Origin of the sequence: Rhizobium sp. SL42, from assembly GCF_021729845.1 — a bacterium.
Lineage (GTDB): Bacteria > Pseudomonadota > Alphaproteobacteria > Rhizobiales > Rhizobiaceae > Allorhizobium.
In genome coordinates this window covers 2,789,024-2,814,865 of the sequence record NZ_CP063397.1, presented here as the reverse complement: position 1 = coordinate 2,814,865, position 25,842 = coordinate 2,789,024, and the positions used below count along the sequence as shown (strand labels likewise).

The following is a 25,842-nucleotide window of genomic DNA, read 5'->3' as shown; positions in this document are numbered from 1 at the left end:
GCAGATGGGACAAGCAAGCATCAGAAACAGGTCCGGGTGCCACGAATATGCTTGCCGATCAGAATCAGGTCGCGAATGGGGGCGATGTCGAAAGGCATGACGCCGAGGCGGTGATGTCGGCCAAGCTGCGTGGTCCGCTTTACGAGGCGCGCAAGAAGATCTTTCCCAAGCGTGCCGAAGGCCAGTTTCGTCGGTTTAAGTGGATCGTCATGGCGATCACGCTTGGCATATACTACCTGACGCCCTGGTTGCGCTGGGATCGCGGCGCCTATGCGCCGGATCAGGCGGTGCTGATCGATCTCGCCCACCGGCGCTTCTATTTTTTCTTCATCGAGATCTGGCCGCAGGAGTTCTTCTTCGTCGCCGGTCTGCTGGTCATGGCCGGCTTCGGTCTGTTTCTCGTGACATCGGCGGTTGGCCGTGCGTGGTGCGGCTATACCTGTCCGCAGACCGTCTGGGTTGACCTGTTTCTTGTGGTCGAGCGGTTCATCGAGGGTGACCGCAACGCCCGGATCAAGCTGGAAAGCGCGCCCTGGAGCCCGTCGAAGATCGGGAAGCGCGTCTCCAAGCATGCGATCTGGCTATTGATCGGGGTTCTGACCGGGGGTGCGTGGATCTTCTATTTCGCCGATGCCCCGTCGCTTGCCGTGGATTTCGTGACCGGCCGCGCCGAGCCGGTTGCCTATATGACCGTCGCCGTGCTTACGGCCACGACTTATGTGTTCGGCGGGCTGATGCGCGAGCAGGTCTGCATCTATATGTGCCCATGGCCGCGCATTCAGGCGGCCATGCTCGACGAGAAGTCTCTGGTCGTCACCTATAACGACTGGCGTGGGGAGCCACGCACGCGCCATGCCAAGAAGGCCGCCGCTGCCGGCGCGCCTGTGGGCGATTGCGTCGATTGCAACGCCTGCGTCGCCGTCTGTCCTATGGGCATCGATATCCGGGATGGGCAGCAGCTGGAATGCATTACCTGTGCTCTATGCATCGACGCCTGTGATGGGGTGATGGACAAGGTCGGCAAGCCGCGCGGCCTGATCGCCTATGCAACGCTTGAGGAATACCAGTCGAACATGGCACTGGCGACCAATGGCGGAACGACGGCAATAGAACCCGCGCGGGTGCGCAACGCCGATGGTTCGTTCAGCGACAGGGTCCGCCATTTCGACTGGCGCGTCATCTTCCGCCTGCGGACGCTGCTGTACATGTTTGTCTGGAGTGCTGTGGGCATTGGCTTGATCGTCACGCTGCTTGCTCGTGATCGGTTGGAGCTCAACGTCCTGCATGACCGGAACCCGCAATTCGTGCTGGAATCGGACGGCTCGATCCGCAACGGCTACACGATCCGGATTCTCAACATGATCGCCCAGCCGCGTGACATCATCGTGTCGCTGGAAGGCCTGCCTGATGCGGTGATGAAGATCAACGGCATCAACGAGGCGCCGGGCCGCTCGTTCACCGTTTCCGTGGAGCCCGATGAAGCGACCACCCTGAAGGTCTTTGTCACCATGCCGGGCGACAAGATCGCCAGCGATGCCGAGGATGTGCAGTTCCTCGCCAAGGATGCGGCAAGCAACGAGCAGGATACCTATACCGCCGTCTTCAATGCCCCGGGAGCGAAGAGATGAACCAGAAAACGATCAAGACCTTCACCTTCACGGGATGGCACATGTTGGCCGCCATGGTGCTTTTCTTCGGCACGATCATCACCGTGAATTTCACAATGGCCTATTTTGCCACCTCCACCTGGAGCGGGCTGGTGGTGAAGAACACATATGTCGCCAGCCAGCAGTTCAACGGCAAGACGAGTGCCATCCGCGAGATGCTGGCGACCGGTATCAAGGGGACGCTGGACGTTCAGCCAACCCAAATCCGCTATCGCTTGATGCTGCCCGGCGACAAGCCGGTTGTAGCCGACAGCGTGACGGCGCATTTCAAGCGGCCGGTCGGCGAACATCAGGATTTCCAGGTGGTGCTGACACCTGCGGGCGACGGGCTCTATGTTGCTGAGCATGCTGTTCTTTCCGGAAACTGGATCGTCGAGATGATGGCCGTCCAGGGGGGCAAGACCGTGATGCATGAGGCCAATCGCATCGCGATTGCAGGAGAATAGCCATGAGTTGCTGCGCGGCAGGAACCGAGGGTGCGCTTGATATCGAGCGGGCAGGGCACGCACTGCCGTCAAGCGAGGAAATGAAGATGTCGAGCCGGGAGGTCGGACCGGGCCTTTTTCAGGTCGATCTCAGCGTGCCGGCCGTACATTGCGGAACCTGTATCGTCACGGTCGAAAGCGCCTTGAGGGCGCTGCCACAAGTGGAACGGGCGCGGGTCAACCTGTCGACCAAACGGGTCTCCATTGTCTGGCGTCATTCCGTCGATGGCGTCGAGACCGATCCGGTGCAACTCGCCCGGGCGATTGCCTCGACCGGATACGACACGCATCTGTTCACGGCTGCGGAGGAAGCATCCGATGCGCTGCGCAACCAGTTGATCCGGGCCGTGGCGCTATCCGGTTTTGCCGCGACCAATATCATGCTGCTTTCGGTGTCGGTCTGGTCCGGTGCGGATGCCTCGACGCGCGACCTTTTCCACTGGATCTCCGGCATGATCGCCGCCCCGGCATTGATCTATGCCGGCCGGTTTTTCTATCAGTCCGCCTGGAGCGCACTCAAACATGGGCGCACCAACATGGATGTGCCGATCGCTATCGGCATCACGCTTTCCTATTTCGCCTCGATCTGGGAGACCATCCATCACGGCGAGCACGCCTATTTCGATGCAACGGCGTCGCTGCTGTTCTTCCTGCTGATCGGGCGCACGCTCGACCACATCATGCGCGATCGGGCCCGTTCGGCGATCAGCGGTCTGGCGCGGCTCAGCCCCCGCGGTGCGATGGTGGTCGGTTCCGATGGTTCACGCGATTATCGCCCGGTGGAGGACATCCGGGTGGGCGACCATGTGTCCATCGCCGCCGGTGAGCGTATCCCCGTCGATGGCCTCGTCATTGCCGGCGAGACCGATCTCGACATGTCGATCGTCAACGGTGAAAGCGCGCCTATTTCCATCCGCCCCGGTGCCTCCGTCCAGGCCGGTACACTCAGTCTGACCGGTTCCCTGACCATCAAGGCTGATGCGACGGCGAAGAATTCCTTCCTGTCGGAAATCATCCATCTGATGGAAGCCGCCGAAGGGGGCAGGGCGCGTTATCGCCGCATCGCCGACCGGGCGGCCCGCTACTACTCGCCGGCAGTCCATTTTCTCGCGATTGCCGCCTTTGTCACCTGGGGCCTCTACGACGGCGATTGGAAACACGCGATGATGGTGGCGATCGCCGTCCTGATCATCACCTGCCCATGTGCGCTGGGCCTTGCCGTTCCGGTGGTTCAGGTTGTCGCTGCCGGACGGTTGTTCAAGGCCGGCATCATGGTCAAGGACGGGTCCGCGATGGAGCGACTTGCCGAAATCGACATGGTCGCCTTCGACAAGACCGGGACGCTGACACTGGGCCGGCCACGGCTGATTGACGGAAGCCGGATCGAACCGGGCGTCTTCTCGATTGCCGCCGGCCTTGCGGTCCATTCGCGTCATCCGCTGTCACAGGCGTTGTGGAGTGCCTATGGCGGCCAGCCATTCGCCTTTGCGTCCGTCCGAGAAGTCCCGGGTTCAGGTGTCGAAGCCGATGGTCCCTCCGGCCTTTACCGGCTCGGCAACCGGCGCTTTGCCTGTGCCGAAGCCGGTGAGCGCAACGGGGCCAATGTCTATTCCGAGGTGGTGCTCTCGCTGAATGGGGCCGAAATCGGCGCCTTTCACTTCGAGGACATGCTGCGGCCGCGCGCCGAGACCGCGATCCAGAGCCTGAAGGCCTCCGGCCTGACGCTCGGCATCCTGTCAGGGGACCGTGCCCCGGTCGTGGCGCGCCTGGCGAACCAGCTTGGCATCGAGCACTGGCGGGCCGGGTTGTCTCCGCGGCAAAAGGCAGAGGCTTGCGCGCAAGCAGCCCATACCGGCCAGCGACTGCTGATGGTCGGCGACGGCATCAACGATGCGCCGGCGCTCGCTGCTGCGCATGTCTCGATGGCGCCGGCAACGGCTGCCGATGTCGGACGCCAGGCCGCCGATTTCGTCTTCATGCGCGATGGTCTGGATGCCGTGCCGTTTGCGATCGAGGCTTCTCGCCGTGCTGGCCGGTTGATCCGCGAGAACTTCGTCCTGGCAATCGGCTACAACGTCATTGCCGTGCCGATAGCGCTCCTCGGCTACGCCACACCCCTGATTGCGTCGATCGCGATGTCGACCTCGTCGCTGATCGTTGTCGCCAATGCGCTGCGCCTCAATCGTCTGGCGATGAGTGCCGAAGGCGCGACGGGCGTCGCCAGGATGCCAGGCGAGGTCGCAGGACCGGTAGCCGCCGAGAGGCTTGCCGCATGAATATGTTGATCTTCCTCATTCCGATCGCGCTTTTTCTCGGGGGGCTTGGTCTCTATGCCTTTCTCTGGTCGTTGAAGAGTGGGCAATATGACGATCTCGATGGCGCGGCCTGGCGGGTGATCACCGACGACGACGATCATCCCGCCGCCTGAAGACGGCCTTTCCTGACCGCTGTCATCAAGTTTACCGATTGATCAAATTTCATCCTTGCCGCTGGCGTCGGAGAATGCGAGAAAAGCCCTCCTTAATCGATTTGCATGCGGAGGTCTCTATCGTGCAGCAGGCGGAAATCGGACTGATCGGTCTCGGAGTCATGGGCTCCAATCTTGCGCTCAACATTGCCGAGAAGGGCAATCGGATCGCGGTGTTCAACCGGACTACCGCGCGAACCGACGAATTCCTTGGTGAGGCCGGTCCACTGGCCGATCGGATCATCGGTTGCCATACGATCGAGGAATTCGTCGCCGCCATCCGCCCGCCGCGGCCGATCATCATCATGATCAAGGCCGGCGAGGCCGTCGACCAGCAGATCGATGCGCTGATGCCGTATCTGTCGAAGAACGACATCATGATTGATGCCGGCAATGCCAATTTCCGCGACACGGTTGCCCGTTTCGCGCGTCTCGATACCACTGATTTCACCTTCATCGGCATGGGCGTTTCCGGCGGTGAAGAAGGCGCTCGCCATGGTCCGTCGATCATGGTCGGTGGCCGGGAAGAAAGCTGGAAGCGCGTCGAACCGGTGCTGACCTCGATCGCCGCAAAGTATGACAACGATCCTTGTGTCGCCTGGCTCGGCACCGACGGCGCCGGCCATTTCGTCAAGACGATCCATAACGGCATCGAATATGCCGACATGCAGATGATCGCCGAAATCTACGGCATCCTGCGCGATGGCCTCGGCAAGAAGGCCGGTGAAATCGGCAACACATTCGGCGCCTGGAACAAGGGTCGCCTGAATTCCTACCTGATCGAAATCACCGAGAAGGTTCTCGCTGCCGCCGATCCGGAAAGCGGCGCGCCGATCGTCGACGTGATCCTCGACAAGGCTGGCCAGAAGGGCACCGGCAAGTGGTCTGTCATCGAGGCCCAGCAGATGGGCATTCCGGCGACCGCGATCGAGGCCGCCGTTGCCGCCCGCAGCCTGTCTTCCGTAAAGGAAGAACGCGAAGCGGCGCAAAAGATCTTCGGCAACCCGGCCCGCGTGTTCAAGCTTGAGGGCGGCGCGATCGAGACCGATCTCGAACTGGCGCTGTTTGCCGCCAAGATCGCGGCCTATGCTCAGGGCTTCGCCGTGATGGCGGCGGCATCCAAGGAATTCAATTGGTCGCTGCCGATGCCGACGATCGCCAGGATCTGGCGTGCTGGTTGCATCATCCGTTCGCAGTTCCTCGACGAGATCACCCAAGCGTTCACCGCCAATCCGGATGCGGCCAACCTGATCGTGACGCCGGCTTTCTCGGCCATGGTCAAGCAGAGCCTGCCATCGCTGCGCCGCGTCGTTGCGGCCGCCGTGACCGCCGGCCTGCCGGTCCCGGCCCTTGCCTCGGCACTGACCTATTTCGACGCTTATGCACAGGCACGCGGTACGGCCAACCTGATCCAGGCGCAGCGCGACTTCTTCGGTGCGCATGGTTTCGACCGTATCGACGGCAAGCCCCTGCACCACGGCCCGTGGGGCAGCGGCGCCTGAACCGGTCGACCATTTAGCCATCTTTGCTCAAAGGCCCGGGAAACCGGGCCTTTTTGCTGTCGAGAGCGGCGTGGCAGTTGTGTTGCATAGCTGCCATGCATTTTGCGAGGGTAATATCGGCCCGTCCATTATGCCGCGATTAACCGCTCGCTCCTTACGGTCGGGCTAGCTGTAGACGTGGGGGTCTTCGGCAGAACTGATCGAGTGTTCAATCCGTGGCCGCCATTCACCTTCCGACCATCATGCTGGGTAGCTTTGCAGCACTTCTGGTCTTCAGCGTGTTTTTCATCCTGGACTGGCTCCGTGCACGGCATCGCCTCGAGCTTTTGATGTGGTCGCTATCGTTTTTCACCGGGGCGATCGGTTTCGTCCTGCTGGCCCAGCGCACCAACGACTACAGCTTTTTCACCATTTCGCTGGGCAACAGCCTGGCGCTGGCGGGGCTCGCCTTTGTCTGGGTCGGCCTCAGGCTGTTCGACGCGCGCCGGCTGCATATCGTCGCGGCCTTTGCCGGCCCGGTCCTGTGGACCGTGCTGACAGCCGGAGTGCCCGCGATCGGCAGCAGCGTGAATATCCGCCTCTGCATCTATTCGGTGCTGGTCGCGGTCTATTCGACGCTGATCGCCCGGGAAGTCCTCCGCGATGTGGTCGGCGAGACCTTGCCGAGCCGACTCGTGGTCGCCATCTGGTTTTTCCTGCATGGATTCATCTATCTCCTCAGAATTCCGTTTTCCTTTCTCTGGCCGGTGGTGGCGGGTGGAGATGCGCGCGTCCTGCAGCCGTTCTGGTACAGCGTCATCACCTTCGAACTCTTCGTGCACATCATTGTCGGCGGCTTCTCGTTCTTCGTCCTGATGAAGGAACGGATGGAATGGGAGCACAGGAAAGCTGCGGAAACGGATGCGCTGACTGGCCTTGCCAACCGGCGGGCTTTCTTTTCAAGGCTCGACCGGCTGACGTCGGAAGACCGTGGTCGGGGCGCCTTGCTCTACATGGACATCGATCATTTCAAGCGGATCAACGACCAGCATGGGCATTCGGCGGGCGATATGGTCCTGTCTGCCTTCGGCGCATTGCTGGCGCGCGAAGCACCTGAAGGCGCGGTCGTTGCCCGCCTTGGCGGTGAGGAGTTTGCCGCCTTTCTGCCGGATATGGGTGAGGGCGATGCCATGGCATTCGGCAACCACCTGCGCAAGGTCCTCAGCCGGGAAGGTTTCAACGTCGACGCCGGCAAGATTTCGGTCTCCGTCAGTATCGGTGTGGCCAGCGGCTGTCCGCTGTCTTCGGATGAATTGCTCAAGCGGGCCGATATCGCGCTCTATCGGTCGAAGCTCGAGGGTCGTGACCGTGTCACCTTGTGGATGCCGGAAGTCGTTGTGGCAACAGCCTGATCCGTCTCCGATACGGTGTCACCACAATCGCTGCGGTTCGGCTCCGCCTCAGTCTCCCCAGATCGGCTGGCTGATGCTCTGGAGCAATTGCGGCTCAACACCGTCGATGCGGGCAATCACTGCCTTTGCCAGTTCCCGACCGGACTGGCGCACATCTTCGTAGGCTGTGATGATTTCGGGGCGAATCCAGCTCAGGATCGGCGTGCCCTGCTTGGATACCAGATCGAGTTCCCGCCCGACATGCTTTCCCGCCGCCTCGATGCCTGCGTTGGCGGCAATCGCGGCGCTGCCGGATGCGGTGATCAGTCCGTCCGGCGCATCGTTTGCGCGCATCAGCTGTTCGATCGCATTGCGAATGTCCCCCAGCGACGCATCGATGTTAATATTAAGCGGCACCTCTTCTGCACCGAAATCCCGCAGGCCGCGCAGAAATCCGTTTCGCGTATGCTCGCTATAGGTAAGCTTTGAGGGGGGCGGCAAAAGCGCGATGCGCCTGCGTCCCTTGTTTACCAGACGTTCGACTGCCCCGTAGGCAAAAGCCTCGTTGTCGAAGTCGTGGAACGGATGCAGTTCTCCCATCTTGGTCCGGCCATGGGTGGCGAAGGGCATGTTCTGCTCGATCAGCAATTGCACGCGGGCGTCTTCGGGTTCGGTGCGCGATATGATCACCCCATCGGCCGAGCCGGTTTCCAGGATATAGCGCACCGGGAGCATCGGGTCCTTGGTGTGGGCATGGGGCGTGACGACGATGTGATAGGGTGTTCCGGACAGGACTTCGGAAATGCCAACAACCATCTGATTGGAAAAGCCGAGGATTTCCTCATCGATGCCGAGCACCAGAGCAATGACATTGGTCTTGCCTGTGCGCAGGCGAACACCCGCCCGGTTGGGCTGGTACCCGAGCTGGCGTGCCACCATGCGCACGCGCTCTTTCGTCTCCGCGCCTATGTCGGGTGCATCCTTCAGCGCTCTCGAGACAGTGGTGATGCCAAGGCCGGTCATGAAGGCGATCGTCTTGAGCGTCGGCCGCTCCTTGGTCGCCGTCGCGCGTTCAATGGTCCCGCGCCCTTGCTGCTCTGTCATGGTGTCCCTGCCATTCGTGTAAGCCTTGCTTATAGTTACCTTTTTGCTGGCTGCAAACACGCCGGACCGCGCCTCTCAACGGTTCGGTGGATGTGAAATCTGTAACGATACAGTTGGTTTGTCGAGTGGATTTTTGCGACGCCTGCTGTCGTGTTGCAACCTTGGCATGAAGGTGCGAGATTCCAGTGGTTTGTCCTTCGGTTTTTGGGTGAATTTGCTGCAAAGCACTGAAATATCCGCCAATATGTGGCATTTTACAATGAAATCAGAGTAAAAATCTCTGCTGCTTTGCAATATATGGCGCATGCAAAGAACTTGGAATGCATCGATGAAGGTGCATTCCTGGGTTGAATTTGTCTCTGGAATATAAAATTTCGGTTCTTGCGGTTGCGCCCTCATATCGTTTCGCATAGATTTTTCCGGCAACGTTTCAGTGAGGGAGGAGACTCATGAATTTTCGTAGCTTCGCGGCAGCTTTGGCCGTAACCGTTGTCATGCCGTTCGCGGCTCATGCAACAGATCTCGAAGTGACCCATTGGTGGACGTCCGGCGGCGAAGCCGCGGCGGTCGCCGAGCTTGCCAAGGCGTTCGACGCCACCGGCAACAAATGGGTCGACGGTGCGATCGCCGGGTCCGGCGGCACCGCGCGTCCGATCATGGTCAGCCGTATCACCGGCGGCGATCCCATGGCGGCGACCCAGTTCAACCACGGTCGCCAGGCAGAAGAGCTGGCCCAGTCCGGCCTGCTGCGCGACCTGACCGCGGTTGCGGAAAAGGAAGGCTGGAAGGACATCATCAAGCCGGCCAGCCTGCTCGAATCCTGCACGATCGACGGCAAGGTCTATTGCGCGCCGGTCAACATCCATTCCTGGCAGTGGCTGTGGCTTTCCAACGCCGCGTTCAAGACGGCTGGCGTTGAAGTTCCGAAGAACTGGGATGAATTCGTCGCAGCCGCCCCGGCACTTGAGAAGGCTGGCATCATTCCGCTCGCCGTTGGCGGCCAGCCATGGCAGTCCGCCGGTGCCTTCGACGTTCTGCTTGTTGCGATCGCTGGCAAGGACGTGTTCACCAAGGTCTTCCAGGACAAGGATGCAGACGTTGCCGCTGGTCCGGAGATCGCCAAGGTGTTCAAGGCCGCCGATGATGCTCGTCGCATGTCCAAGGGCTCCAACGTCCAGGACTGGAACCAGGCCACCAATCTGGTGATCACCGGCAAGGCCGGCGGCCAGATCATGGGTGACTGGGCGCAGGGCGAATTTGCTCTGGCCGGCCAGAAAGCCGGCACTGACTACACCTGCCTACCGGGCCTCGGTGTCAACGAGATCATCTCGACCGGTGGTGATGCCTTCTACTTCCCGCTGTTGAAGGACGAGGAGAAGTCCAAGGCGCAGGAAGTGCTGGCCTCGACCCTGCTTGCTCCGGCAACCCAGGTTGCGTTCAACCTGAAGAAGGGTTCGCTGCCGGTGCGTGGCGACGTCGATCTGGCTGCCGCCAACGACTGCATGAAGAAGGGCCTGGAGATACTTGCCAAGGGCAATGTCATCCAAGGTACCGATCAGCTGCTGTCGCCTGATAGCCAGAAGCAGAAGGAAGACCTGTTCTCCGAATTCTTTGCCAATGCCTCGATGACGCCGGAAGACGCGCAGAAGCGTTTTGCCGAAATCATCGCCGCTGCAGACTGAGCAAGGGCGGTTGACGAAATCCGGTCGGGTTCGAAGGAGCCCGACCGGTGATCTGCCAACTCCGGCCGGGCGCGGGAAACCGTGCAGACACGAAAAGTCCGACGAAGCTGCATGACTGCGGCGCTTTCGACGGGCTCGCTGTCACCTCTGGCCGTATAACAGGAGGACTGATCGATGACGGGCCAAGCGCATGCCGGTCGACCCAATAAGCTGTTTCGCAATCTGAATTCAAAGATTGCCTCGATCCCCATGATCCTCACCGCCTTGGTGATTTTCCTCGGCGGCACCCTCTGGACGGTGGTGTACTCCTTCACCAATTCCAAGCTCCTGCCGCGTCTGAATTTTGTCGGTCTCGACCAGTATGACCGTCTTTGGGACGCGCCGCGCTGGATCATGTCGATCCAGAATCTCGCGATCTATGGCTTGCTTTCGCTGATCTTCAGCGTCGTCATCGGCTTTCTGCTGGCGGCATTGATGGATCAGAAGATTCGCTTCGAAAATACATTCCGCACCATTTTCCTCTATCCTTTCGCGCTGTCCTTCATTGTTACCGGTCTCGTCTGGCAGTGGATCCTCAATCCGGATTTCGGCGTGCAGTCGATTGTGCGCAGCCTTGGATGGACGACATTTACCTTCAATCCGCTCTATGACGCCGACATCGTCATCTATGGGGTCCTGATTGCCGGTCTCTGGCAGGGTACGGGCCTTGTGATGTGCCTGTTGCTCGCCGGCCTGCGCGGCATCGATGAAGACATCTGGAAGGCGTCGCGGGTTGACGGCATTCCGGTCTGGAAAACCTATCTCTTTATCATCATCCCGATGATGCGCCCGGTGTTCATCACCACGCTCGTCATCATCACCAGCGGCATCGTGCGGCTCTATGACCTCGTCGTGGCGCAAACGAGCGGTGGTCCGGGCATCGCCTCGGAGGTTCCGGCCAAGTATGTCTACGACTACATGTTCCAGGCGCAGAACCTTGGCCAGGGCTTTGCCGCATCGACGATGATGCTGCTGACGGTCGCAATCATCATCATTCCCTGGGCCTATCTGGAATTTGGAGGAAAGAAGCGTGGCTAATTCGGTTTCCCCCAATCTCCCCACGGTATCAGGTGCAATGCCGATCCCGACGGGACCCGGTCCGATCGGCCGCCTTGGCCCCGGTCCGGCCGGTGCCAAGCCGCGCCGCACCTTTTCCGGCCGCAACATCATGCTCTACGGCGCGCTGATCTTCTTTGCGCTGTATTACCTGCTGCCGCTATACGTGATGATCGTCACGTCGCTCAAGGGCATGCCGGAAATCCGCATGGGCAACATCTTTTCGCCGCCCATGGAAATCACCTTCGAGCCTTGGGTCAAGGCCTGGGCCACGGCCTGCACGGGCCTCAACTGCGATGGCCTGTCGCGCGGGTTCTGGAACTCGGTGCGGATCACCGTTCCCTCAACGCTGATCTCGATCCTGATCGCCTCGGTCAATGGCTATGCGCTCGCCAACTGGAAGTTCAAGGGCGCGGACCTGTTCTTCACCATCCTGATCGTCGGCGCCTTCATCCCCTATCAGGTGATGATCTATCCGATCGTCATCGTGCTCAGGGAAATGGGCATCTACGGCACGCTCACCGGCCTGATCATCGTGCATACGATCTTCGGCATGCCGATCCTGACGCTGCTGTTTCGCAACTACTTCACGTCGCTGCCGGAAGAATTGTTCAAGGCGGCGCGTATCGACGGGGCAGGGTTCTGGCAGATCTATCTGAGGATCATGCTGCCGATGTCGCTGCCGATCTTCGTCGTCGCGATGATCCTGCAGATCACCGGTATCTGGAACGACTTCCTGTTCGGCGTCGTCTTCACCCGTCCGGAATACTACCCGATGACGGTCCAGCTCAACAACATCGTCAACTCCGTCCAGGGCGTGAAGGAATACAACGTCAACATGGCCGCCACGCTGCTGACGGGCGCGGTGCCGTTGTTCGTCTATTTCGTGTCGGGACGTCTCTTTGTCCGCGGCATTGCCGCCGGCGCAGTCAAGGGTTAAGCACATGTCGCATAGCGTATCGATCAGAGACCTCTCCTTGAGTTTTGGTGCCGTCAAGGTGCTGCAAAATCTCAACCTCGACATCGGCGACGGCGAGTTCCTTGTCCTGCTCGGCTCGTCCGGCTGCGGCAAGTCGACCTTGCTCAATTGCATCGCCGGCCTGCTGGAGCCGACCGAGGGCCAGATCTTCATCAAGGGCAAGAACGTCACCTGGGAAGAGCCCAAGGACCGCGGTATCGGCATGGTGTTCCAGTCCTATGCGCTGTATCCGCAGATGACCGTGGAAAAGAACCTGTCCTTCGGCCTTCAGGTTGCCAAGATGCCGAAGGCGGATATCGACAAGCGCGTGCAGCGCGCCTCCGACATCCTGCAGATTGGACCGCTTCTGAAGCGCAAGCCGTCGGAGCTATCCGGCGGCCAGCGGCAGCGCGTGGCGATCGGCCGGGCGCTGGTACGAGACGTCGATGTGTTCCTGTTCGACGAACCGCTGTCCAATCTCGACGCCAAGCTGCGCTCGGAGTTGCGCGTCGAGATCAAGCGCCTGCACCAGAACCTGAAAAACACGATGATCTACGTCACGCACGACCAGATCGAGGCGCTGACGCTCGCCGATCGCATCGCGATCATGAAAAGCGGCGAGATTCAGCAACTTGCCGATCCGAACACGATCTATAACCAGCCGAGGAACCTGTTCGTCGCCGGCTTCATCGGTTCGCCATCGATGAACTTCCTGCATGGCGAGATCGTGGAGCAGGGCGGCCAGCCGTTCTTCAAGACCCATGACGTGCTGTTCTCGCTTGCCGGCTACCGCGCGAAAGAGGCTCTGACTGCCGGTCGCAAGGTCGTTCTCGGCGTGCGTCCGGAGCATGTGAAGGTGGACGAGGAAAACGGCATTGTCGAGTTCCACGAGGCCGTCGTCGATATCGAGGAGCCGATGGGCGCCGACAACCTGCTGTGGCTGAAACATGCCGGACACGTGATGTCGGTCAGAATCGGCGGAACGCGGCGTTATACGCCGGGTTCGCGCGTGCGCCTCAGCTTCGACATGTCGGTGGCGTCACTGTTCGATGCCACGTCAGAGGAGCGTATCTGAACGTGATCCCAGGCATCCCGGCTTCGGTCGGGATGCCCGTCTCAGTCAGGATAAAGACCATGCAGAGTTCAAACGGCGACATCATCGATCTTCACGGCGAATGGCAGCTGGCGTCCGTCGATGGCGAACACGGCGCAAGCATCAGCCTGCCGGGCGATGTGCATTCGGCGCTGGTCAAGGCCGGCATCATTCCCGATCCGTATTTCGGCCGCAACGAAGAGGTCGTGCAGTGGGTCGCGGAGCGCGAATGGTCGGTCGAGCGCAGCTTCGTCGTGCCGGACGCCTCGGGCAGTTGGTATCTCGACATCGACTATCTCGACACGGTGGCCGTTGTTTTCGTCAATGACGTGCCGATTCTTTCGGCGGACAATTGCTTCCGCCGCTACAGGCCCGACATTTCGGCTGCCCTGCAGCCCGGCGAAAATCGCATTCGCATAGTCTTTCACTCGAGCCTCGCAGCCGGCGCTGAGCGCCAGGCTCGCCAGCCGTTCTACGTGCCCTATCACAAGGGCAACTCGCCGCTTGCGCATGGCAATATGCTGCGCAAGCCGCAATGCCATTTCGGCTGGGACTGGAATATCGCCATCGCGCCACTCGGGCTCTACGGCACGGCTTCTGTGAAGAGGCTCGATCCGGCGCGGATCGAACATGTCGAGACCGAGCAGCTTCATCATGCCGATGGCCGCGTCGATCTCAAGGTGACGGCGACGATCCACTCGGCCGAGCCGGCCGTGGTGCCGGTGCATTTTGCCCTGGACGGCGACAAGGTCCGCCTCGATGTCGGAATCAATGCCGGCGAGACTAAGGTGGTCTATGTCTTCGAGGTGGAAAACCCGCGGCTCTGGTGGCCGGCCGGCAATGGCGAGCAGGCGCTCTACACGCTCACCGTCGATCTGCCCAGCGAGGTCGTCAGCCGCCAGATCGGTCTGCGCACGGTCGAACTGATCACCGATCCGGACGAGGCCGGCAGCCGGTTTGCGCTGAAAGTCAACGGGCGCGAAATCTTCTGCCGCGGCGCCAACTGGATCCCGGCCGATGCGCTCTATTCGCTGAGTTCGATCGCCAAGACCGAGGACCTGCTGCAATCGGCCGTCGATGCGCACATGAACATGATCCGCGTCTGGGGCGGCGGTTTCTACGAGCAGGACTGGTTCTACGATCTGTGCGATCGCAAGGGACTTATGGTCTGGCAGGACTTCATGTTCTCCTGCAACCTTTATCCCTGCACCGACGACTTCCTTGCCAATGTCGCACAGGAAGTCGACTATCAGGTCCGCCGGCTGGCCTCGCATCCGTCGATCGCGCTCTGGTGCGGTGACAATGAACTGGTGGGTGCGCTCACCTGGTTCGAGGAATCGGTAAAAAACCGCGACCGCTATCTGGTCGCCTATGACCGGCTCAACCGGGTGATCGAACAGGGTGTGCGCAAGGCCTTCCCGCAGGGTATCTGGTGGCCGTCGAGCCCAGCTTCCGGTTATCTCGACTATGGCGACGCCTGGCATGCCGATGGCTCGGGCGACATGCATTACTGGTCGGTCTGGCACGAGAACAAGAGTTTCGACAACTATCGCAGCGTTCGTCCGCGCTTCTGCTCGGAATTCGGCTTCCAGTCCTACACGTCGCTGCCGGTGATCGAGAGTTTCGCCGATGCTTCCGACATGAACATCGCCTCGCCGGTGATCGAGTTGCATCAGAAGAATGCCGGCGGCAACGAGCGGATCGCGGGCACGATGTTCCGCTATTTCCGTTTTCCCAAGGATTTCGCCAATTTCGTCTATCTCAGCCAGATCCAGCAGGGGCTGGCTATCAGGACAGCCGTCGACTATTGGCGCTCGCTCAAACCCCATTGCATGGGCACGCTCTACTGGCAGCTTAACGACACCTGGCCGGTGGCCTCGTGGTCGAGCCTCGACTACGGCGGCAGCTGGAAGGCGCTGCATTACATGGCGCGGCGGTTTTTCCAGCCGGTGGCCGTCGCGGCGATCCCCTCTGATGACGGTGCGTCGCTGACGATGTCCATGGTCAACGATACGCTTGATCCGGTGACGATCGACATGAACCTGTTCGCGTTGGCGCTCGACGGGAAACGCAAGCCGCTGAAGAGCGTCCAGGGCGATTGCGGCCCGGATCGTGCCGAAGTCCTGCTGGTGCTCGACACCACGGAGATCCCGGTCGACGGACTGCTTGCCTGGAGCTTCACGGCATCGAACGGGATGCGCGGCGAGGGACATTTCCTCAACGGCACCTACAAGTCGCTCGACCTGCAGTCGCCGGAACTCACGACCGGTGTCACGGCGCTTGGTGACGGCTCATTCGAGATTGCGGTTTCGGCAAAGGGGCTCGCCCTGTTTGTGATGATCGAAAGTGCCACGCCCGGTCGCTACAGCGACAATGCCTTCGATCTTTCAGCCGACGAGAGCCGCCGGATCGTCTTCACACCGTCATCGCCGATCGAACCCGGCTTATTGCCGGACTTCCGCATCTACGATCTGCATTCCTGCCAAGCGGCGGATTGACAACATTCAGGTACAAAAGCCCGGCCGACGGCATGGGCAGCATCGAGGAGGAACTACCCATGACGAAACTCGGCTTCCAGCTTTATAGCGCCCGCAATTTCCAGCCGTTCAGCGACATCCTGCCCAAGCTTGCTGCGGCCGGATATGGCGCCGTCGAAGGCTATGGTGCAATGTATGCGGCGCTCGACGACGCCGGTCTCTCGGCATTGAAGGCGGATCTGGAGACCAATGGCCTGACCATGCCGACGGCGCATTTCGGTCTCGACATGATCGAGGGCGACCCGGCCAAGGTGGTCAGGATCGCCAAGGCGCTCGGCATCGAAGCAATCTATTGCCCGTATCTGATGCCTGACCAGCGGCCGAGCGACGCGTCCGGCTGGTTCGCCTTTGGTCAGCGCCTCCAGGCGGCGGGCAAGCCGATCCGGGACGCCGGTCTCATTTTCGGCTGGCACAATCACGACTTCGAATTCGCCACGCTGGAAGACGATTCGTCGCCGCAGGAGCAGATCCTGGCCGGTGGTCCCGAGCTCGACTGGGAGGCGGATATCGCCTGGGTCATCCGCGGCAATGCCGATCCGCTTGCCTGGATCGAAAGCTACGGCAAACGCATCAGTGCCGTCCACGTCAAGGATATTGCGCCGGCGGGGCAAAATGCCGATGAAGACGGCTGGGCCGATGTCGGTCACGGCACGGTCGACTGGAATGGGCTGATGCAAGCCTTGCGCGGCACCAAGGTCAAATATTTCGTCGTCGAACATGACAATCCGAAGGATATCGACCGGTTGATTTCCCGTTCGATCGCATCCTTCAACGCCTACTGATCCCATTTCAAAGCAGGACATTTCCCATGGCACGCGAACTCGGCGTCGGCATCATCGGATGCGGCAATATCTCAACCACCTATTTCTCGCTGGCACCGCTCTTTCGGGGGCTGAAGGTGCTGGCCTGCAGCGACCTCAACATGAATGCGGCCGAACTCAGGGCCGACGAATACGGCGTCAAGGCGCAGACCATCGACGAGCTGCTCGCCAATGACGAGCTCGACATCATCGTCAACCTGACCATTCCGGATGCGCACTACGCTGTGTCGAAGCGCATTCTGGAGGCGGGCAAGCACGTCTATTCGGAAAAGCCGCTGGTCCTGACGCTCGAACAGGGCGAGGACCTGCGGCGGATCGCGCGCGACAAGGGTCTGTTTGTTGGCTGCGCGCCGGATACCTTCCTTGGCGGCTCGCACCAGTTGGCACGCGCCTATATCGAGAAGGGCGGCATTGGGCGGGTCACGTCGGGCACTTGCCATGTGATGAGCCCGGGCATGGAAATGTGGCATCCGAACCCTGACTTCTTCTTCCTGCCCGGCGGCGGACCAATCCTCGATCTCGGTCCCTATTACATCGCCAATCTCGTCAACCTGATCGGCCCGGTCAAGCGGGTCGCGGCCCTGACGTCGATGGCAAGCGAGACGCGGACCATCACCAGCCATCCGCGTTCCGGTGAAACCATCCCGGTCAAGACGCCGACCAATATCCATGCGCTGCTGGAATTCGAGAATGGCGCGACGATCACGCTGTCGGCGAGCTGGGATGTCTGGTCGCACCGCCATACCAATATGGAGCTTTACGGCACAGAGGGCTCGCTCTACGTACCCGATCCGAATTTCTTCGGCGGCGCCGTCGAGGCATCAGGGCGCGACAAGAACATCCAGCCGCTCGAGGCCTGGGATCATCCGTTCGGTGTCAACAATCAGGAAAGCCCGCAGGGTGCACGCGCCAACTACCGCACAGCCGGTCTGGCCGACATGGCAATCGCCATCCTCGAAGGCCGTGACGCGCGCTGCTCGCTCGACCGTGCTTTGCACGGCGTCGACGTCATGGTCTCGATCCTCAAGTCGGGTGAAACGGGCGAATTCGTAACGCTCTCCACAACTTGCACACAACCGGCGGCCCTGGGTATCGACGAAGCACAGGCTTTGCTGAGATAAGGGGCGCGGCTTGCCCCTCATCCGGCCGACGCGGCCGGCGTTCTGCCCCTTCTCCCCGCCTGCGGGGAGAAGGTTCCGGCAGGGGATGAGGTGCGAGCGACGAACTCTGTATCTGGGAGAACCACATATGACTTATACCCCCGCCGAAGATCGCTATGAGCGGATGACCTACAACCGTTGCGGCAAGAGCGGCCTCAAGTTGCCGGCGATCTCGCTTGGCCTGTGGCACAATTTCGGCAACGACACGCCGCACCAGACCAAGCAGGCGATCTGCCGCAAGGCCTTTGACCTGGGGATTACGCATTTCGATCTCGCCAACAACTACGGTCCGCCGGCGGGTTCCGCCGAAACCGCCTTTGGCGAGATCCTCCGCACCGATTTCCGCGGCTACCGCGACGAGATGATCATCTCCTCGAAGGCCGGCTACAACATGTGGCCGGGTCCATACGGCGAATGGGGCAGCCGCAAATATGTAGTTGCCTCTTGCGACCAGAGCCTGAAGCGGCTGGGTCTCGACTATGTCGACATCTTCTACTCGCACCGCTTCGATCCCGACACGCCGCTGGAGGAGACCTGCGGCGCGCTCGATCACATCGTCCGGTCGGGCAGGGCGCAATATATCGGTATCTCGTCCTACAATTCGAAGCGCACCCGCGAAGCCCATGACATCCTGAAAAGCCTCGGCACGCCGCTTCTCATCCATCAGCCGAGCTATTCGATGATCAACCGGTGGATCGAGGAGGATGGGCTGGTCGACACGCTGGAAGACCTCGGCGTCGGCTCGATTGTTTTCTCGCCGCTCGCCCAGGGCATGCTGACGGCCAAATATCTCGGCGGCGTTCCCGAAGGCAGCCGCGCAGCACAGGACAAGTCGCTCAATCGCGACTTCCTCACCGAACGCAATATCGAGAACATCCGCGGCCTCAACCGCATTGCAGAGCGTCGCGGCCAGACGCTGGCGCAGATGGCGCTCGCCTGGGTTCTGCGCGGCGGCCGCATCACGACGGCGCTGATCGGCGCCTCCAGGCCAAGCCAGGTGGAGGATTGCGTTAAGGCGATCGAAAAGCCGGACTTTACAGCGGAGGAACTGGCCGAAATCGACGTCTTCGCCAAGGATGCCGACATCAACCTGTGGGCAGCCTCAGCCGAGCGCAAGGGGCCGGCGCGCAAGAAGAAATAGAGTTGAGGGCTGGGTTACCCCCCTCTGGCCTGCCGGCCATCTCCCCCACACGGGGGGAGATCGATGCAGGGCCGGCAGTAACGCGTTTCGGCATGCGACATGGGGAACGGAAACCCTGTGTTGAGGAGGATGCAACGCCAGCGGACGATCTCCCCCTTGTGGGGGAGATGTCGGCGTAGCCGACAGAGGGGGGTATCTATCCCACCGGCAAGCACACGGAGGAGACACGCATGATCCAGAACCCCATCCTGCCCGGTTTCAATCCGGACCCGTCTTTCTTGCGTGTCGGCGAGGATTACTACATCGCCACCTCGACATTCGAATGGTATCCCGGCGTGCAGATCCACCATTCTCGCGATCTGGCCAACTGGACGCTGGTGTCGCGCCCGCTCAGCCGGGCAAGCCAGCTCGACATGCGCGGCAATCCCGACAGTTGCGGTGTCTGGGCGCCGTGCCTGTCCCATGCCGACGGGCTGTTCTGGCTGGTCTATACCGATGTGAAGCGCTTCGAAGGCAGCTTCAAGGATGCGCATAACTACATCGTCACGTCGCCCTCCATCGAAGGTCCCTGGTCCGATCCGGTCTATGTCAATTCGTCAGGCTTCGACCCGTCGCTGTTTCATGACGACGATGGCCGCAAGTGGTTCGTCAACATGCAGTGGAACCACCGACGGAAGGCCAACAACACGATCGGCAAACATCCGGCCTTCGATGGCATCCTGCTGCAGGAATGGGATTCCAAAGCGAACAGACTTACGGGTCCGACACGCAATATTTTTGCCGGAAGTCCGCTCGGACTGGTCGAGGCGCCGCATTTGTTCAAGCGCGACGGCTGGTATTACCTGACCACCGCCGAGGGCGGCACCGGCTATGAACACGCCGTCACCATGGCGCGTTCGCGCAAGATCGACGGCCCTTACGAATTGCACCCAAACCAGTATCTGATCACCTCCAAGGACAATCCGGAAGCGGAGCTGCAGCGTTCGGGACACGGCCAGTATGTAGAGACAGCCGAAGGCGAGGTTTATCACACCCATCTCTGCGGCCGGCCGCTGGCGCCGAAGCGGCGCTGCACGCTCGGACGCGAGACCGGCATTCAGAAATGCGTCTGGAAAGACGATGGCTGGCTTTATCTCGAGCAGGGCGGCGTGGTGCCGGCCGTCGATGTTCCCGCGCTGAAGGGGGCGGTCACGTTGCCGGAGGCTGCCGAGATCCTGCGGACCTTCGACACGCCCGAACTGCCGTCCGAGTTCCAGTGGCTGCGCACGCCCCAGCCAGACCGTATCTTCAGCCTTACCGAACGGGCAGGGCATCTGCGGGTGATCGGCCGCGAAAGCATCGGGTCGTGGTTCGAACAGGCGCTGGTTGCCCGGCGACAGGAGCATCATCGTTTTCGCGTCGAGACACGGCTCGATTTTTCGGCCGACACCTACCAGCAGGTCGCCGGTATCACCCACTACTACAATCGGTACAAGTTCCATGCGCTTGGCCTTTCCACCGACGAGGAACTTGGCCGCTGCCTGATCATTCTCTCCGTTCCTGGTGACTACCCGGCCGGCAAGCTGACGTTCCCGATTGGGCAGGGTATTGCCATCGGCCATGGTTCGGTCGATCTTGCGATGGAAGTCATCGACAATGATCTGCAGTTCTTCTGGCGCAGCGCGGCAGACGCTGGCGGCGACTGGCAGGCGATCGGGCCGGTTCTCGACGCCGGGGTCGTCTCGGACGAAGGCGGTTTTGGCGAGCATGGCTCGTTTACCGGCGCCTTCGCCGGCATGTTCGCCTTCGATATTACCGGCCAGGCAAAGCCCGCCGATTTCGACCATTTTCTTTATCGAAGGCTTTGAACCAAGGCCGGCGCATTTCGCCCCGCAGATGTCTGTGATCCGGTGACAACGACTGAAAGGAGATGTCGTGATGCGGTATCTGGTGGCGATTCATCACCCCGACGACTACGATCCAGCGGTTGCGGAGGACGAGGCGATGGCGCGCGACATCGATGCGCTCAACGACGAGATGGTCGCCGCCGGCGTCCGGGTTTTCGTCGGCGGCCTGCATCCCGCACGCCACGCGACGTCTCTGACTTTGCAGCCCGACGGCGAAGTTCTCGTCAGTGAAGGACCATATCTTCGAAGCACCGAGCATGTCGGCGGTTTCTGGGTACTGGAGGCCGCCAGCCTGGATGACGCGCAGGCATGGGGCCGCAAGGCCGCCATTGCCTGCCGCGCGCCGGTCGAGGTGCGTGCCTTTCATTGATCCTGGTCCATACCGCAAGGCGCCAGCAGGCGAAATCGCCTAGCCGAGGCGCGCCGCGTGCCACTTCAGATGATCCTCCATGAAGGTCGAAATGAAGTAGTAGGAGTGGTCATAACGCTCGTGCATCCGGAGGGTCAGGCCGATGCCCTTGTCCTTGATCGCCTCTTCGAACAGCCAGGGTTGCAGTCCGGTTTCGAGGAAACTGTCGGCCTTGCCCTGGTCGATGAGGAATTCCGGGAAGCGCGCGCCATCCTCGACCAGTGCGCAGGCATCGTATTGCCGCCATTTCGCCCGGTCCGGGCCGATGTATTTCTCGAATGCGTCCTGGGTCCAGTCAGCAGTCAGCGGATTGACGATCGGGGCGAAGGCCGAGCAGCTCTTGAAACGGTCGGGATTCTTCAAGGCGATGGTCATCGCGCCGTGGCCGCCCATCGAGTGGCCGAATATGCCCTGGCGATCCATATCGACACGGAACTGTTCGGCAATCAGGGCCGGCAGTTCCTCGGTGATGTAAGAATACATCTGGTAGTGTTCGGCCCACGGCGCTTCGGTTGCATCGAGATACATGCCCGCACCCTTGCCCATCTTCCAATTGGTCAGTTCGTCGGCGACGTCGTTGCCGCGCGGGCTGGTGTCCGGGCAGACGATGATCAGGCCGAGCTCTGCGGCCATGCGGCGGTATTCGCCCTTTTCCATCACATTGGCGTGGCTGCAGGTCAGCCCCGACAGATACCAGATGACCGGCCGCTTTTCGGTGATCGCCTGTGGCGGAACGAAGACGGCAAAGGTCATCTCGGTTCCAGTGGTCTCGCTGTCATGGGAAAAGACGCCCTGCATGCCGCCAAAGGCGGTGTTCTGGGAAAGGATCTTCATCGGTCTTCCTTGTCGGTATCGTGGTCCAATCGGGATTGGCGGGATCAACCGGCCAGCGCCACGGCTGCATTGACGGCAGCGGCGATCAGCACGGTGTTGAAGAAATAGGAGGTGGTGGCATGGATCATGTTGAGCCGGCGCATGGCCGTCGTGGTGATCGAGACATCGGCGGTCTGCGCCGTCATGCCGATGACCAGGGCAAAATAGACAAAATCATGGCCACACGGCTCCGGCGTGCCGGGAAAATCGAGCCCGCCGCGATGCGGACGATGACCGCCCTGCTGTGTTGGGCCGGGTTTCCAGTAGACATGGGCATAGTGCATGGCCGCCATGGTGTGGATGGTCAGCCAGCCGAAAATGACCGATCCGGCTGCCGTCAACAGTTCGAGCGATGCGCCCCGGATTTCTCGGTTCAGAACGGCGAACAATGATCCGACTGCCGCCGCGATGGCGAGTGCCGTGACGAACAAGATGACAAAGGCCGGGGCATCCGCCGTCTCGGCGTGCTGGCGCAGAAAGGCTGGCGTCAGGCGCTTCAGCCTCGACCAGGCGAGCAGCAGATAGGTGACAAAGAACAAGATTGCCGGACCTTCGATCGCAATCGTCGGTGCCAGCCGGGCAATCACCGGCAGCGCAACCAAGGCCAGAGCGCCGGCACCCATGAAGCTGCTGTAGCGATGGTCGAGGATCCAGTTGCGCGCTTGTGTCATCGGTCCATCCGGTGATGTCGGGCAAAAGCCCGGTTGGGCGTCGTCACTTCTTGAGGCGGCGGCACAGCCTGTCAAGCGTTTCGAGGAAAGCGGAACGGTCGCGCGGCGAGAACGCGGCGTTATAGCCCTTGCTTTCGCCGGTCTCGCGCAAATGGGCGCCGAGATCCCGCATCGCCGTTGCCATGCCGATATTGGCGGTATCGAAGACGCGGCCCGTCGGTCCGGTCACCTGTGCGCCGGCGGCGACGCAACGGCCGGCCAGCGGCACGTCGGCGGTGATGACGATGTCCTCGGGGCCAGCCCGTTCGGCAATCCAGTCGTCGGCCGCGTCAAAGCCGCTCGAGACGATGACGTTCTTCACCATCGGGTCCCGCGACGGGCGCAAGCCGGAATTGGCGACAAAGGTCACCTCCATGGCGTGGCGCTCGGCCACTTTCAGGATTTCCTGCTTCACCGGGCAGGCATCGGCATCGACATAGATCATCAAACGGTTTCCCGGCGCATCACATGCGGTTAGTTGACGGCGACTGTCGTCGGGCGAAACATGTCGACATGGGGAATGCCGTCCTCGAGATATTCCGCCGAACAGGCCTCGAAGCCGAAGGAGGCGTAGAATGCCTTCAGATGGCTCTGGGCCGATAGGGCGATCGTGCAGGCGGGGAAACGTTCCTCGCACAGCAATATTGCTTCGCGCATCACGGCGTCGCCAAGCCGCTTGCCGCGATGGGCAGGCGAGACCACGACGCGGCCGATCTTGGCCGGGCCTGAGGCTTCGGTGGGCGCAAAAATCCGGGCGGCGGCGAGCAGGTCACCATCCTGCATCAGGCGCAGATGCAGCGCATGCTTGTCCTTGCCGTCGATCTCCGGATAGGGGCATTTCTGCTCGACCACGAAGACATCGACGCGCATCTTCAAAAGATCATGCAGTTCGAGCGCGGAGAACTCTTCCAGTCTCCGCGCGTCGACGCTGTAACGCAAGTCCGTCATCAGTAGACCACGACGCCACGGATGCTCTCGCCCGAATGCATCAACTCGAATCCCTTGTTGATGTCTTCGAGCGGCATGGTGTGCGTGATCATCGGGTCGATCTGGATCTTGCCGTCCATGTACCAGTCGACGATCTTCGGCACGTCGGTGCGGCCACGGGCGCCGCCGAAGGCTGTACCCATCCAGTTGCGGCCGGTTACCAGCTGGAACGGACGCGTGGAGATTTCCTGGCCGGCGCCGGCCACGCCGATGATCACCGACTTGCCCCAGCCGCGATGCGACGATTCCAGCGCCTGGCGCATGACCTTGGTATTGCCGGTGCAGTCAAACGTATAGTCCGCGCCACCGATCAGGTCGCCGTTGCGCTTGGTCAGGTTGACGAGATAGGGCACGATGTCGTCGCCGACTTCCTTCGGATTGACGAAATGCGTCATGCCGAATTTCTCGCCCCAGGCCTTGCGGTCATTGTTGATGTCGACGCCGATGATCATGTCAGCGCCGGCGAGACGCAGGCCCTGCAGAACATTGAGGCCAATGCCGCCGAGACCGAAGACGATCGCGGTCGAGCCGATCTCGACCTTGGCGGTGTTGATCACGGCGCCAATGCCGGTCGTCACGCCGCAGCCGATGTAGCAGATCTTGTCGAAGGGGGCGTCGGGATTGACCTTGGCGAGGGCAATCTCGGGCAGAACGGTGAAGTTGGCGAAGGTCGAGCAACCCATGTAGTGATGGATCTTGTCCTTGCCGATCGAGAAGCGCGAGGTGCCGTCCGGCATCAGGCCCTGGCCCTGTGTGGCGCGGATCGAGGTGCAGAGATTGGTCTTGCGGCTGAGGCAGGAATAACATTCGCGGCATTCCGGCGTGTAGAGCGGAATCACATGATCGCCCTTCTTCACCGAGGTCACACCGGGTCCGACGTCAACGACGATACCCGCGCCCTCATGACCGAGAATGGCCGGGAACAGGCCTTCAGGATCGGCACCAGAGAGAGTGAAATCGTCGGTATGGCAAATACCTGTGGCCTTTACTTCAATCAGAACTTCACCCGCGCGCGGGCCTTCCAACTGAACAGTCATGATCTCCAGCGGCTTGCCAGCCTGCACGGCAACGGCGGCGCGAACGTCCATGGTATATTCTCCCTAGCTGATGTGTCGGCGCGACATTGGCACAGCGGGCCAAGCACGCTCAAGGGCTATTGGTCCGCTTTTTGGTCCGCCGCCGTTTTTGTGATGGTAGCGCTTACAAAACCGGATCTGCCGGCCGGATCAGCGGAACGTGCTGTGCCGCGTCAATCCGCATTGTGCCAGTCAGACGTGGGTCCTCGGTCACTTCGACAAATGTGCCGTAGGGTTCGAAACCGGAGCGGCGATAGAAGGTGATCGCACCCGGATGGTCGAAATGACAGGTGTGCAGCCAGAGCCGACTGATCGGCTTTGACCAGGCCTTGTCCAGGGCCTGGCTCATCAGCCAGCGGCCCGCACCCTGGCCGATCGCCTCCGGCACGAGGCCGAAGAAGACCAGTTCGCACTCGCCCGGCTTGCGGAAGTCCAGTTCAAGGATGCCGACCGGCGCGCCGTCTTTCATCGCTGCAAAGAGTTCGATACCGGGATCGCTTAGGGTGGCTCTCAGCTCGTCATCCGGCATGATAAGACGCGACACCCACATCCAGTCCTCGCCAACGCGGCGAAACAGGTTGCGATACTGATCAAGATCGACATCGACCCAGCGCTCCAGTGTCATGCCCGGCGCTGCAGTCGGCTTTGCAGCATCCGGCCTGTGGTGCATTTCCAGGCAGGTGACGACATTGGCGATGGTGCCGGCGGGAAGGGCTGAATAGCCAAGTGGCAGAATTGGATTGTCGGTTTTCATGGCTCTTTTGGAGCCAGTTCGGCGTATGAAGTCAAGGTCATCAACCGGCCCGTCAGCAGTTTCCC

23 protein-coding genes are annotated in these 25,842 nt (G+C 61.0%); 16 read left to right on the top strand and 7 right to left on the bottom strand.

Going from position 1 to position 25,842, the window contains the following annotated elements:
- The first annotated feature begins 47 nt into the window (after positions 1-47).
- The 6 genes from ccoG (at position 48) to IM739_RS13290 (ending at position 7,512) form a co-directional block, all read left to right on the top strand.
- On the top strand, positions 48-1,628 hold the full coding sequence (gene ccoG, locus IM739_RS13315; protein WP_237368202.1) for a cytochrome c oxidase accessory protein CcoG: 1,581 nt from the start codon (positions 48-50) through the stop codon (positions 1,626-1,628).
- Positions 1,625-2,113, top strand: coding sequence for a FixH family protein (locus tag IM739_RS13310; RefSeq protein ID WP_237368201.1), 489 nt, complete (start codon positions 1,625-1,627; stop codon positions 2,111-2,113). The genes ccoG and IM739_RS13310 overlap by 4 nt, the downstream gene beginning before the upstream one ends.
- A 2-nt stretch (positions 2,114-2,115) precedes the next feature.
- Complete coding sequence (locus IM739_RS13305) at positions 2,116-4,428, top strand: cation-translocating P-type ATPase (protein WP_237368200.1); 2,313 nt, start codon at positions 2,116-2,118, stop codon at positions 4,426-4,428.
- Complete coding sequence (ccoS, locus tag IM739_RS13300) at positions 4,425-4,580, top strand: cbb3-type cytochrome oxidase assembly protein CcoS (RefSeq protein ID WP_237368199.1); 156 nt, start codon at positions 4,425-4,427, stop codon at positions 4,578-4,580. Before IM739_RS13305 ends, ccoS begins: the two co-directional genes overlap by 4 nt.
- A 122-nt stretch (positions 4,581-4,702) precedes the next feature.
- Positions 4,703-6,121, top strand: coding sequence for an NADP-dependent phosphogluconate dehydrogenase (gene gndA / locus IM739_RS13295; RefSeq protein ID WP_237368198.1), 1,419 nt, complete (start codon positions 4,703-4,705; stop codon positions 6,119-6,121).
- Positions 6,122-6,336: 215 nt separating this feature from the next.
- Complete coding sequence (locus IM739_RS13290) at positions 6,337-7,512, top strand: GGDEF domain-containing protein (protein ID WP_237368197.1); 1,176 nt, start codon at positions 6,337-6,339, stop codon at positions 7,510-7,512.
- Between the two features lie 48 nt (positions 7,513-7,560).
- Here IM739_RS13290 and IM739_RS13285 read toward each other — a convergent pair whose 3' ends face one another.
- Positions 7,561-8,595, bottom strand: a complete 1,035-nt coding sequence (locus tag IM739_RS13285; RefSeq protein ID WP_237368196.1) for a LacI family transcriptional regulator — start codon at positions 8,593-8,595, stop codon at positions 7,561-7,563.
- Between the two features lie 449 nt (positions 8,596-9,044).
- Here IM739_RS13285 and IM739_RS13280 point away from each other — a divergent pair, with 449 nt between their 5' ends.
- The 10 genes from IM739_RS13280 (at position 9,045) to IM739_RS13235 (ending at position 21,338) form a co-directional block, all read left to right on the top strand.
- On the top strand, positions 9,045-10,277 hold the full coding sequence (locus IM739_RS13280; RefSeq protein WP_237368195.1) for an ABC transporter substrate-binding protein: 1,233 nt from the start codon (positions 9,045-9,047) through the stop codon (positions 10,275-10,277).
- Positions 10,278-10,451: 174 nt separating this feature from the next.
- Positions 10,452-11,354, top strand: a complete 903-nt coding sequence (locus tag IM739_RS13275; protein ID WP_237368194.1) for a carbohydrate ABC transporter permease — start codon at positions 10,452-10,454, stop codon at positions 11,352-11,354.
- Between the two features lie 37 nt (positions 11,355-11,391).
- The gene (locus IM739_RS13270; RefSeq protein WP_237371067.1) at positions 11,392-12,312 is read left to right on the top strand and encodes a carbohydrate ABC transporter permease; all 921 of its coding nucleotides are present in this window, start codon (positions 11,392-11,394) and stop codon (positions 12,310-12,312) included.
- 4 nt (positions 12,313-12,316) lie between these two features.
- Positions 12,317-13,405 carry an ABC transporter ATP-binding protein gene (locus IM739_RS13265; protein ID WP_237368193.1) on the top strand — a complete coding sequence of 363 codons (1,089 nt, stop codon included), beginning with the start codon at positions 12,317-12,319 and terminating at the stop codon, positions 13,403-13,405.
- 59 nt (positions 13,406-13,464) lie between these two features.
- Entirely contained in the window at positions 13,465-15,921 is a 2,457-nt protein-coding gene (locus tag IM739_RS13260; protein ID WP_237368192.1) for a beta-mannosidase, read from the top strand.
- 59 nt (positions 15,922-15,980) lie between these two features.
- Positions 15,981-16,742 (top strand): sugar phosphate isomerase/epimerase family protein, encoded by a 762-nt coding sequence (locus IM739_RS13255; protein ID WP_237368191.1) that lies wholly within the window; start codon positions 15,981-15,983, stop codon positions 16,740-16,742.
- Between the two features lie 26 nt (positions 16,743-16,768).
- Positions 16,769-17,902, top strand: a complete 1,134-nt coding sequence (locus tag IM739_RS13250) for a Gfo/Idh/MocA family protein (protein WP_237368190.1) — start codon at positions 16,769-16,771, stop codon at positions 17,900-17,902.
- Positions 17,903-18,029: 127 nt separating this feature from the next.
- Positions 18,030-19,082 carry an L-glyceraldehyde 3-phosphate reductase gene (gene mgrA, locus IM739_RS13245; protein ID WP_237368189.1) on the top strand — a complete coding sequence of 351 codons (1,053 nt, stop codon included), beginning with the start codon at positions 18,030-18,032 and terminating at the stop codon, positions 19,080-19,082.
- 230 nt (positions 19,083-19,312) lie between these two features.
- Positions 19,313-20,929 carry a glycoside hydrolase family 43 protein gene (locus tag IM739_RS13240; RefSeq protein ID WP_237368188.1) on the top strand — a complete coding sequence of 539 codons (1,617 nt, stop codon included), beginning with the start codon at positions 19,313-19,315 and terminating at the stop codon, positions 20,927-20,929.
- A gap of 70 nt (positions 20,930-20,999) precedes the next feature.
- A complete protein-coding gene (locus IM739_RS13235; RefSeq protein WP_237368187.1) occupies positions 21,000-21,338 on the top strand; it encodes a YciI family protein in 339 nt (112 codons plus the stop codon).
- 39 nt (positions 21,339-21,377) lie between these two features.
- On the opposite strand, the gene fghA is transcribed toward IM739_RS13235, so the two are convergent.
- The 6 genes from fghA to IM739_RS13205 form a co-directional block, all read right to left on the bottom strand.
- Positions 21,378-22,211, bottom strand: a complete 834-nt coding sequence (fghA, locus tag IM739_RS13230; protein WP_237368186.1) for an S-formylglutathione hydrolase — start codon at positions 22,209-22,211, stop codon at positions 21,378-21,380.
- A gap of 44 nt (positions 22,212-22,255) precedes the next feature.
- A complete protein-coding gene (locus IM739_RS13225) occupies positions 22,256-22,921 on the bottom strand; it encodes a DUF1345 domain-containing protein (RefSeq protein ID WP_442981043.1) in 666 nt (221 codons plus the stop codon).
- A 43-nt stretch (positions 22,922-22,964) separates the two neighbouring features.
- Positions 22,965-23,405 carry a YaiI/YqxD family protein gene (locus IM739_RS13220; protein WP_237368185.1) on the bottom strand — a complete coding sequence of 147 codons (441 nt, stop codon included), beginning with the start codon at positions 23,403-23,405 and terminating at the stop codon, positions 22,965-22,967.
- Between the two features lie 29 nt (positions 23,406-23,434).
- Positions 23,435-23,908 (bottom strand): GNAT family N-acetyltransferase, encoded by a 474-nt coding sequence (locus IM739_RS13215; RefSeq protein WP_237368184.1) that lies wholly within the window; start codon positions 23,906-23,908, stop codon positions 23,435-23,437.
- Positions 23,908-25,035: an S-(hydroxymethyl)glutathione dehydrogenase/class III alcohol dehydrogenase gene (locus IM739_RS13210; protein ID WP_237368183.1), complete on the bottom strand. Its 1,128-nt coding sequence runs from the start codon at positions 25,033-25,035 to the stop codon at positions 23,908-23,910. The genes IM739_RS13215 and IM739_RS13210 overlap by 1 nt, the downstream gene beginning before the upstream one ends.
- Before the next feature lie 112 nt (positions 25,036-25,147).
- The gene (locus IM739_RS13205) at positions 25,148-25,777 is read right to left on the bottom strand and encodes a GNAT family N-acetyltransferase (protein ID WP_237368182.1); all 630 of its coding nucleotides are present in this window, start codon (positions 25,775-25,777) and stop codon (positions 25,148-25,150) included.
- Positions 25,778-25,842 lie beyond the last annotated feature (65 nt).